6 protein-coding genes and 1 pseudogene are annotated in these 7,112 nt (G+C 63.6%); 3 read left to right on the top strand and 4 right to left on the bottom strand.

Annotation, left to right across the window (positions count from 1 at the left end):
• Both EN742_RS18100 and EN742_RS18095 read right to left on the bottom strand, forming a co-directional pair.
• The coding region (locus tag EN742_RS18100) for a toprim domain-containing protein (protein ID WP_245492350.1) at positions 1-508 on the bottom strand (508 nt) is incomplete at its 3' end.
• 341 nt (positions 509-849) lie between these two features.
• Positions 850-1,227, bottom strand: a complete 378-nt coding sequence (locus EN742_RS18095) for a hypothetical protein (protein ID WP_128333098.1) — start codon at positions 1,225-1,227, stop codon at positions 850-852.
• A 182-nt stretch (positions 1,228-1,409) separates the two neighbouring features.
• Here EN742_RS18095 and EN742_RS18090 point away from each other — a divergent pair, with 182 nt between their 5' ends.
• Entirely contained in the window at positions 1,410-2,156 is a 747-nt protein-coding gene (locus EN742_RS18090; protein WP_126054305.1) for a cytochrome c biogenesis CcdA family protein, read from the top strand.
• A gap of 116 nt (positions 2,157-2,272) precedes the next feature.
• Here EN742_RS18090 and EN742_RS18085 read toward each other — a convergent pair whose 3' ends face one another.
• Entirely contained in the window at positions 2,273-4,018 is a 1,746-nt protein-coding gene (locus EN742_RS18085) for an adenylate/guanylate cyclase domain-containing protein (RefSeq protein ID WP_126054306.1), read from the bottom strand.
• 612 nt (positions 4,019-4,630) lie between these two features.
• On the opposite strand from EN742_RS18085, the gene glmU reads away from it, so the two are divergent.
• Positions 4,631-6,001: a bifunctional UDP-N-acetylglucosamine diphosphorylase/glucosamine-1-phosphate N-acetyltransferase GlmU gene (gene glmU / locus EN742_RS18080; protein ID WP_126054307.1), complete on the top strand. Its 1,371-nt coding sequence runs from the start codon at positions 4,631-4,633 to the stop codon at positions 5,999-6,001.
• Between the two features lie 3 nt (positions 6,002-6,004).
• On the opposite strand, the gene EN742_RS18075 is transcribed toward glmU, so the two are convergent.
• Entirely contained in the window at positions 6,005-6,379 is a 375-nt protein-coding gene (locus tag EN742_RS18075; RefSeq protein WP_127407470.1) for an ADP-ribosylation/crystallin J1, read from the bottom strand.
• A 212-nt stretch (positions 6,380-6,591) separates the two neighbouring features.
• On the opposite strand from EN742_RS18075, the pseudogene EN742_RS18070 reads away from it, so the two are divergent.
• Positions 6,592-7,112 (top strand): annotated as a pseudogene (locus tag EN742_RS18070) (glutamine--fructose-6-phosphate aminotransferase); the annotation flags it as partial.

Here is a 7,112-nt window from a genome sequence, read left to right as displayed (position 1 = left end):
GCACACGGCCGGCCGAGCGGGCGCCGGGTAGCTTGCGCCACAGCACCGGCGACAACGTGAAGCCGACCAGATAGTCGAGCGCACGGCGCGCGAGATAGGCATCGACCAACGGCGCGTCGATCTGGCGCGGATTGGCCATCGCATCCAGCACCGAGGCCTTGGTGATGGCATTGAAGACGACGCGGCTCACCGGCTTGTCCTTCAGCGCGCGCTTCTGCTTCAGCACTTCCAGCACATGCCAGGAAATCGCCTCGCCCTCGCGGTCCGGGTCGGTGGCGAGGATCAGGCCGTCGGCGTCCTTGACCGCCTTGGCGATGTCGGCGAGCCGCTTGCCGGAAGCGGTGTCGACCGACCAGGACATGGCGAAATCCTCGTCCGGGCGCACCGAGCCATCCTTGGCCGGCAGATCGCGGACATGGCCGAACGAGGCCAGAACCCGATAGTTCTTGCCGAGATATTTGTTGATTGTCTTTGCCTTGGCCGGCGATTCGACGACGACGACGTCCATGAGGTCTCATATCAGCTGTGGGGCGGCGGAAGAATTCCACTGCGCACGACGCGTTCTTTTTCGTCGCTCACATGGCCGTGCTTTTGCAATCGGTCAAGGGCAAGCGGCCAAAATGCGGGGACGTCCGCGGCAATACACTCTTAGAGTGTATGGAGAAGATCACATAATTTCGGGAAGGGCCGCCAGTGTATCGAGCCACCGGACCGAGCCCTCCCATTCAAGCGATTCAGTGCAGTGGCAATGCCGATCGAAGCTGGTGCGACGAGCATCACTGGCATGGCGGAACTGGCCGCCGGATGTATCCGGCAGCCAGTCTATATTCGGCCAGTCTCGAGCCGAACTCAGTCGGCCTTGACGATGTGCCAGACGCCGGCGACGCCGTCGCCGCTCACATCGCCGGCCTTCTTGTCCTTGACGAAGGTGTAAACCGGCTTGCCGTCATAGGCCCACATCTTGGTGCCGTCGTTGCGGTCGACGATCGTCCATTCGTCGTCCGCCTTGGCGCCGGCCTCGGCCTTCAGCGGCGGCCAGTTGGCGGCGCATTTGTCGTAGCAGTTCGACTTGCCCTTCTCATCCTTGTCGTAGGTGTAGAGCGTCATGCCCATGACATCGGTGTAGATCTTGGTGCCGCCGACCTCGGCTTCCTTCCACGCCTCGGCGGCAAGGGATGCGGCGGTGCTGAGCAAAAGCGCGGCCAACCCGGCTGTGATCGTTTTCATGGAAATCTCCCTGACGTGATCCTAACGAAGCGTGCGGAAATCGCGGCCTCTTTCGGGTCAACGCATTCGACGTGCCGTTTCTTCCAATCCGGCCGCGGAGCGGCGACTTGCCACGTGATGGTGATTGGCGAAGACGGCATTCCGTCGCTATATCGGCGCCAGCACAAACGGAACTGCACGAAATGGCATTGGATATCGGCTATGTCAGCGCGGTCGGAGCGGGGGCGATCTCGTTCCTGTCGCCTTGCGTGCTGCCGCTGGTGCCGCCTTATCTCTGCTACATGGCCGGTGTTTCAGTCGATGATTTCCGCGGCGATGCCGGCGCTACCGCCAGGGCCGGCGCGCGCGGCGCGCTGATTGCATCCTCCATCGCCTTCGTGCTCGGCTTCTCCACCGTGTTCGTGGCGCTCGGCGCCGGCGCCTCGACCATCGGTCACTGGCTCCGCGTCTGGCAGGAGCCGCTGGCAATGGTGGCGGGCGCCCTGATCATCCTGATGGGCCTCAATTTCCTCGGCATCCTGCGCATCCCGCTCTTGTCGCGCGAGGCGCGCTTCCAGTCGCAAGGCAAGCCCGCCAGCCTGGTCGCCGCCTACATCATGGGGCTGGCTTTCGCCTTCGGCTGGACGCCTTGCATCGGCCCGGTGCTGGGGCCGATCCTGACGTTGGCCGGCGGGCGCGAGACGGTGGGCGAGGGCGCGCTGCTGCTTGCCGCCTATTCGCTCGGTCTCGGTATCCCTTTCCTGATCGCGGCGCTGTTTTCCGGCGCCTTCATGCGCTTTCTTGGAAAATTCCGCGTCCATCTCGGCCGCGTCGAAAAGGCGATCGGCGCGCTGCTGGTCGTCGCCGGCATATTCTTCCTCACCGGCGGCGTGCAGAGCGCGTCGTACTGGCTGCTGGAGACTTTCCCGGCGCTAGGGCGGCTGGGGTAGTTTGCTACTTTGTGCGCTGGATCGAACTGTGGACCTGCTGATTAAGAATCAGGGACTTGGGACGTCGCCAGGCCGGACGTGACGCGCAGGAGAGGGCATCCTTGCAACCGCGACGATCACTCCGGCACGCCGGAGATGCCCAGCGCCTCGACGTAACGCTCGGCGAACACCTTGTCTTGCCAAGGGTTGATCTGCCTCTGCAGGGTGAGCGTGTAGGTCGGAAACGCCTCCATCAGCCGCCGCGCCGCCGCCCGTGCCTCGTCCAGCCGGTTGAGTTTGACCAGCGCCATGATCACCACCCGGTGCGAGGAGCCGTAGTTCGGCATCTCCTGCAGCGCGCGTTCTCCCCATGCCAGCGCTTCCTCGTAGCGCTCGAGCATCAGATAGCTCATCCCGATGCCGGAGAGCGCGATGCCCTTCTCGGGGTCGACCGGGCTCAGCCGCATTGCCCGGTGAAAGTGCTCGATCGCGACGAGCGGGCGGCTGGAATGTGCGTTCACCCAACCGCAGCTCGTATGGCCCTGCGCCGAATTGGGATTGAGCATTAGGGATCGTTCGATCGTGGCCAGCGCCATCTCGTAGTCCTTCGCGCTGTAGGCCATCACCTGCGCGGCGAAGCGTAGGCTCGTAGGGTCGTCGCGCGCTTCCGCCAGCACTTCGCGCGCCATGCGCGCGGCGACCCGGATATCGTCGGGCTCGTGCCAGCACTGGCTTACGGATATGCTGCGGATATAGGCGCCGAGTGCCTTCGCCAAGTTGAAGTCAGGGTCGATGCTGAGCGCCTCGTTGGTGAGCCGACGCACGTCGGCAAAGCCTTCGCGGGTCATGCTGTAGAAGCGCGGCAGCGCGCGAAGGTAAAGGTCGTAGGCGCTCATGTAGTCGGTCGGCTTCATGCGCGCCTGCTTGATCTCCTCCAGCCGGATGCTCGGCTCGACGGCACCGACGACGCTTTCGGTCACCTTGTCCTGCAGGTCGAAGATGTCGCTCACGTCGCCCTCGAAGCGGTCGGTCCAGACATGGTGTCCGCTGATCGCGTCCACCAACTGCCCACTGATGCGCACCCGCGATCCTGCTCTGCGGATGCTGCCTTCGAGCACGTAGCGGACGCCCAACTCGCGCCCGACCTGGCGCAGGTCCACCGCCCGGCCCTTGTAGGTGAAGGACGAGTTGCGGGCGATCACGAAGAAGGAGTTCACCCGGCTCAATCCGGTGATGATGTCCTCCACCAGCCCGTCGGCGAAGTATTCCTGGTCGGGGTCGCCGCTCATGTTGGTGAAAGGCAGAACCGCGATCGAGGGTTTCTCGGGCAGGGGAGGCGGGGCAGCCACCGAGGCGCTGGCGTCGGTCTCGACGCGGTAGGCGCGCACAGGCCGCTCAATGTTCTTGAGGCGCAGCTCGCCGAGCGGCATGAAGCCGCAGTCGAGCTTGCCCTGAAGGTGGTCGTAGGCGGTGCCCGAGACGACCACGGTGCCGGGATCGGCGATGCCTTCGAGGCGGGCGGCGATGTTGACCCCGTCGCCATAGAGGTCGCCGTCCTCCTCGCAGATCACGTCGCCCAGATTGACGCCGATGCGCAAGCGAATCCGCTCTTCCTCGGGCGTCTCCGCCTCGTGTTCTGCCAGGGCCTGCTGGATTGCCATCGCCGAGGTCACCGCGTTAACGACGCTCGCGAACTCGCACAGCATGCCGTCGCCGGTGAGCTTGACGATCCGACCCTGATGCTCGGTGACCAGCGGTTCGAAGAGGTCCTTGCGGTAGATCTTCAGCCGCTCGAGCGTGCCGCGCTCGTCGCGCTCCGTCAGACGCGAATAGCCGACGACGTCGCAAGCCAGGATCGCTGCGAGGTGGCGCTGCGTGGTCATTGCACCGCTCAGCCAAGCGCCTGCACGCGGGCCGCCCGGCGTCCATGTCCTGCTAACTTCCAGACGCCCCACGCGCATGGTATCCATCTCTCCCAGTCCGCCTCTCCCAGTCCGCCGGTTCGCTGATACAGAACGGAGAACGCAGCTTGCCTTCGCGAGATTTCGCCATCCCGCTTGTGAAGCGTGGAACGTTCCAGTCACCGCGCCAGCAGCCAACCGACGACACGCCCGCGCAGCCTCTGGGGACGCTGACTCACCACTCCCAGAAGGCCGGAGATATTTGCTGCCTTGTGTAACCGGTTGACGCCACCGTGTCGGTGCTTTTGTATCGGGGTGTCACACCGAACGTTCGCGCTTGGAGGTGTCGCAACGCTGCCGTCCGACGCAGGGGTGTGTCCGGTTGAAGCCGGAAAAGCGGTGAGGCAAATAGATCATAGCCAAATTTTCATATGAATTATCAAAAAGATAGAACGACGTAGAATTCCCAACGAACGACCCGCTGATCAAGAGTCAGCTGCTCCGCCGTCTCACCGGAATTTAACCGCATTGGTGCAGCATGGGCAGCACTGCTAGCATCCATTGATTCAAACGCTTTTCGTACGGTTGCCCTTCATGAGCCAGAAATCCTGCCTGTCCGTCATCCTTGCCGCCGGCGAGGGCACGCGCATGAAGAGCGCGCTGCCCAAGGTGCTGCATCCTATCGCCGGGCTGCCGATGGTGGCCCATGTGGTGAAGGCGGCCGAGGCCGCCGGCAGCGGCGATCTGGCGCTGGTGATCGGCCATGGCGTGGAGGAAATGCGCAAGGCGGCGCAGAAATTTGCGCCCAAGGCGGAGACCTTCGTGCAGGAGAAGCGGCTCGGCACCGCGCATGCCGTGCTTGCAGCGCGTGCAGCAATATCAAAGGGTTACGACGACATCCTGGTGATGTTCGGCGATACACCGCTGATCGATCCGGAAGCGCTTGCCGTCGCGCGGCGGAAACTGGCGGAAGGTGCCGCCGTCGTCGTCGTCGGGTTCCGTCCGCCCAACCCGACCGGCTATGGCCGCCTGATCGAGAAGGGCGGCCGGCTCGTCGCCATCCGCGAGGAGAAGGATTGCTCGGCGGAGGAGAAGAAGATCGGCTTCTGCAATGCCGGCATGATGGCGGTGGCGGGCAAGCACGCGCTCGAACTGCTCGACAAGGTCGGCAACAGCAACGCCAAGGGCGAGTTCTATCTCACCGACATCGTCGAGATCGCCGGCGCCCGAGGCCTGGACGTCGTGGCGACGGAAGCCAGTTTCGAGAGCGCGCTCGGCATCAACAACCGGGCCGAACTCGCCGAGGCGGAAGGCATCTGGCAGGCGCGCCGGCGGCGCGAGGCGATGCTGTCCGGCGTGACGCTGATCGCGCCCGAAACCGTATATTTCTCGCACGACACCGAAATCGGCGCCGACGCAGTGGTCGAGCCCAATGTCTGGTTCGGCCCGGGCGTCAGGATCGCCACGGGCGCCAGGATCCACGCCTTCAGCCACATAGAGGGGGCAACGATCGCCGCCAATTGCGATGTCGGTCCGTTCGCGCGGCTGCGGCCGGGTGCCGACCTCAAGCAGAAGGCCAAGGTGGGCAATTTCTGCGAAGTCAAGCAGGCGACGATCGAGGAGGGCGCCAAGGTCAACCACCTGACCTATATTGGCGATGCGCGGATCGGCGCCGGGGCCAACATCGGCGCCGGCACCATCACCTGCAACTATGACGGCTATTCGAAATTCTTCACCGATATCGGCGAGGGCGCCTTCATCGGCTCCAACTCCTCGCTGGTCGCGCCTGTCTCGATCGGCAATGGCGGCTATATCGCCTCGGGCAGCGTGATCACCGAAAGCGTGCCCGACGATGCATTGGCCTTCGGTCGCGCCCGCCAGAAGACCATTCCCGGCAAGGGCAAGGAAATACGCGAGCGCTTTGCCTCGGCGGCAGCGAAAAAGAAAGCCGGCGCCGACCACTAGCGGTCAGCCGGCGAGCTCGCTTTCCTTGCCGAAAGCGGCGGTCACTTCGATCCTGCCGACGATCGACTTGTTGAATTCAGGCAGGTCTTCGGTAGGGATCCAGTATTCCAGATGCGCCTTGCTGCCGGCATGCTCGACCCGGTACCGGTTGAGAAAACTCTTCAACACGTCAAACCGGGTGACGAAACCCGAGCCGCTTGCGGGTACGTTCCAGTCGCGTGCGATCTGCACGGCGTAGGCTTCGGACAGGACCGGATAGAAAATCGGCTGTTCGGGCAGCCGTGGCGGAAACGCCCGCATGCCCGATGCCTCGATCAGCTTCAGCTCTTGTGATCCGACAGGACGCCAGAGTGTCACCGTGGGTTTGGCTTCGCCCATGGCCAGACTTTAGCCAGATATTTCTGAAACGAGAACCAAGCGCTTGAAAAACCGAACGATTGCAGTAATCGGATTGCAACAGCGGTATGTCAGGGTGCATTGCGAGCAAGACCCGTTCCGCTGACACGGAACGAAACGCAAAGTGACTTTCACGGCAGGCCCGCAATCCCTAGATAGCGCTGGGTTTCTGCAGGGAATCGGGGGTAACGGCCATGTGCGGCATCGTCGGAATTGTCGGCCATTCGCAGGTCGCGCCGCTCATCGTCGACGCGTTGAAGCGGCTGGAATATCGCGGCTATGACTCGGCCGGCGTCGCCACCATCGAAAATGGCGAGCTCGGCCGCCGCCGCGCCGAAGGCAAGCTAATCAACCTCGAACGCCGGCTGAAGGAAGAGCCGCTCGACGGCACGATCGGCATCGGCCACACGCGCTGGGCCACCCATGGCGTGCCGAACGAGACCAATGCGCATCCGCATTTTTCCGACGGCGTCGCCATCGTCCACAACGGCATCATCGAGAATTTCGCCGAACTGCGCGACGAGCTGACCCGCGACGGCTACAGCTTTTCCTCGCAGACAGACACCGAGGTCGTCGCGCATCTGGTAGCCCGCGAACTCGCCAAAGGGCTGAAGCCCGTCGAGGCCGCGCACCAGGCGCTGAAGCGGCTCTCTGGCGCCTTTGCACTGGCCATCATGTTCAAAGGCGACGAAGACCTCATCATAGGCGCCCGCAA

It is taken from the genome of Mesorhizobium sp. M4A.F.Ca.ET.020.02.1.1, from assembly GCF_004022645.1.
Taxonomy (GTDB): domain Bacteria; phylum Pseudomonadota; class Alphaproteobacteria; order Rhizobiales; family Rhizobiaceae; genus Mesorhizobium.
Note: the sequence above shows the minus strand (reverse complement) of the source record. Positions and strands in the feature narration are given on the sequence as shown.

What these genes read in the sequence shown, in the direction of transcription:
- EN742_RS18090 (WP_126054305.1), top strand. Translation starts at nt 1,410, where the DNA reads ATGGCATTGGATATCGGCTATGTCAGCGCGGTCGGAGCGGGGGCGATC.
- EN742_RS18075 (WP_127407470.1), bottom strand. Translation starts at nt 6,379, where the DNA reads ATGGGCGAAGCCAAACCCACGGTGACACTCTGGCGTCCTGTCGGATCA.
- EN742_RS18095 (WP_128333098.1), bottom strand. Translation starts at nt 1,227, where the DNA reads ATGAAAACGATCACAGCCGGGTTGGCCGCGCTTTTGCTCAGCACCGCC.
- EN742_RS18085 (WP_126054306.1), bottom strand. Translation starts at nt 4,018, where the DNA reads ATGACCACGCAGCGCCACCTCGCAGCGATCCTGGCTTGCGACGTCGTC.
- glmU (WP_126054307.1), top strand. Translation starts at nt 4,631, where the DNA reads ATGAGCCAGAAATCCTGCCTGTCCGTCATCCTTGCCGCCGGCGAGGGC.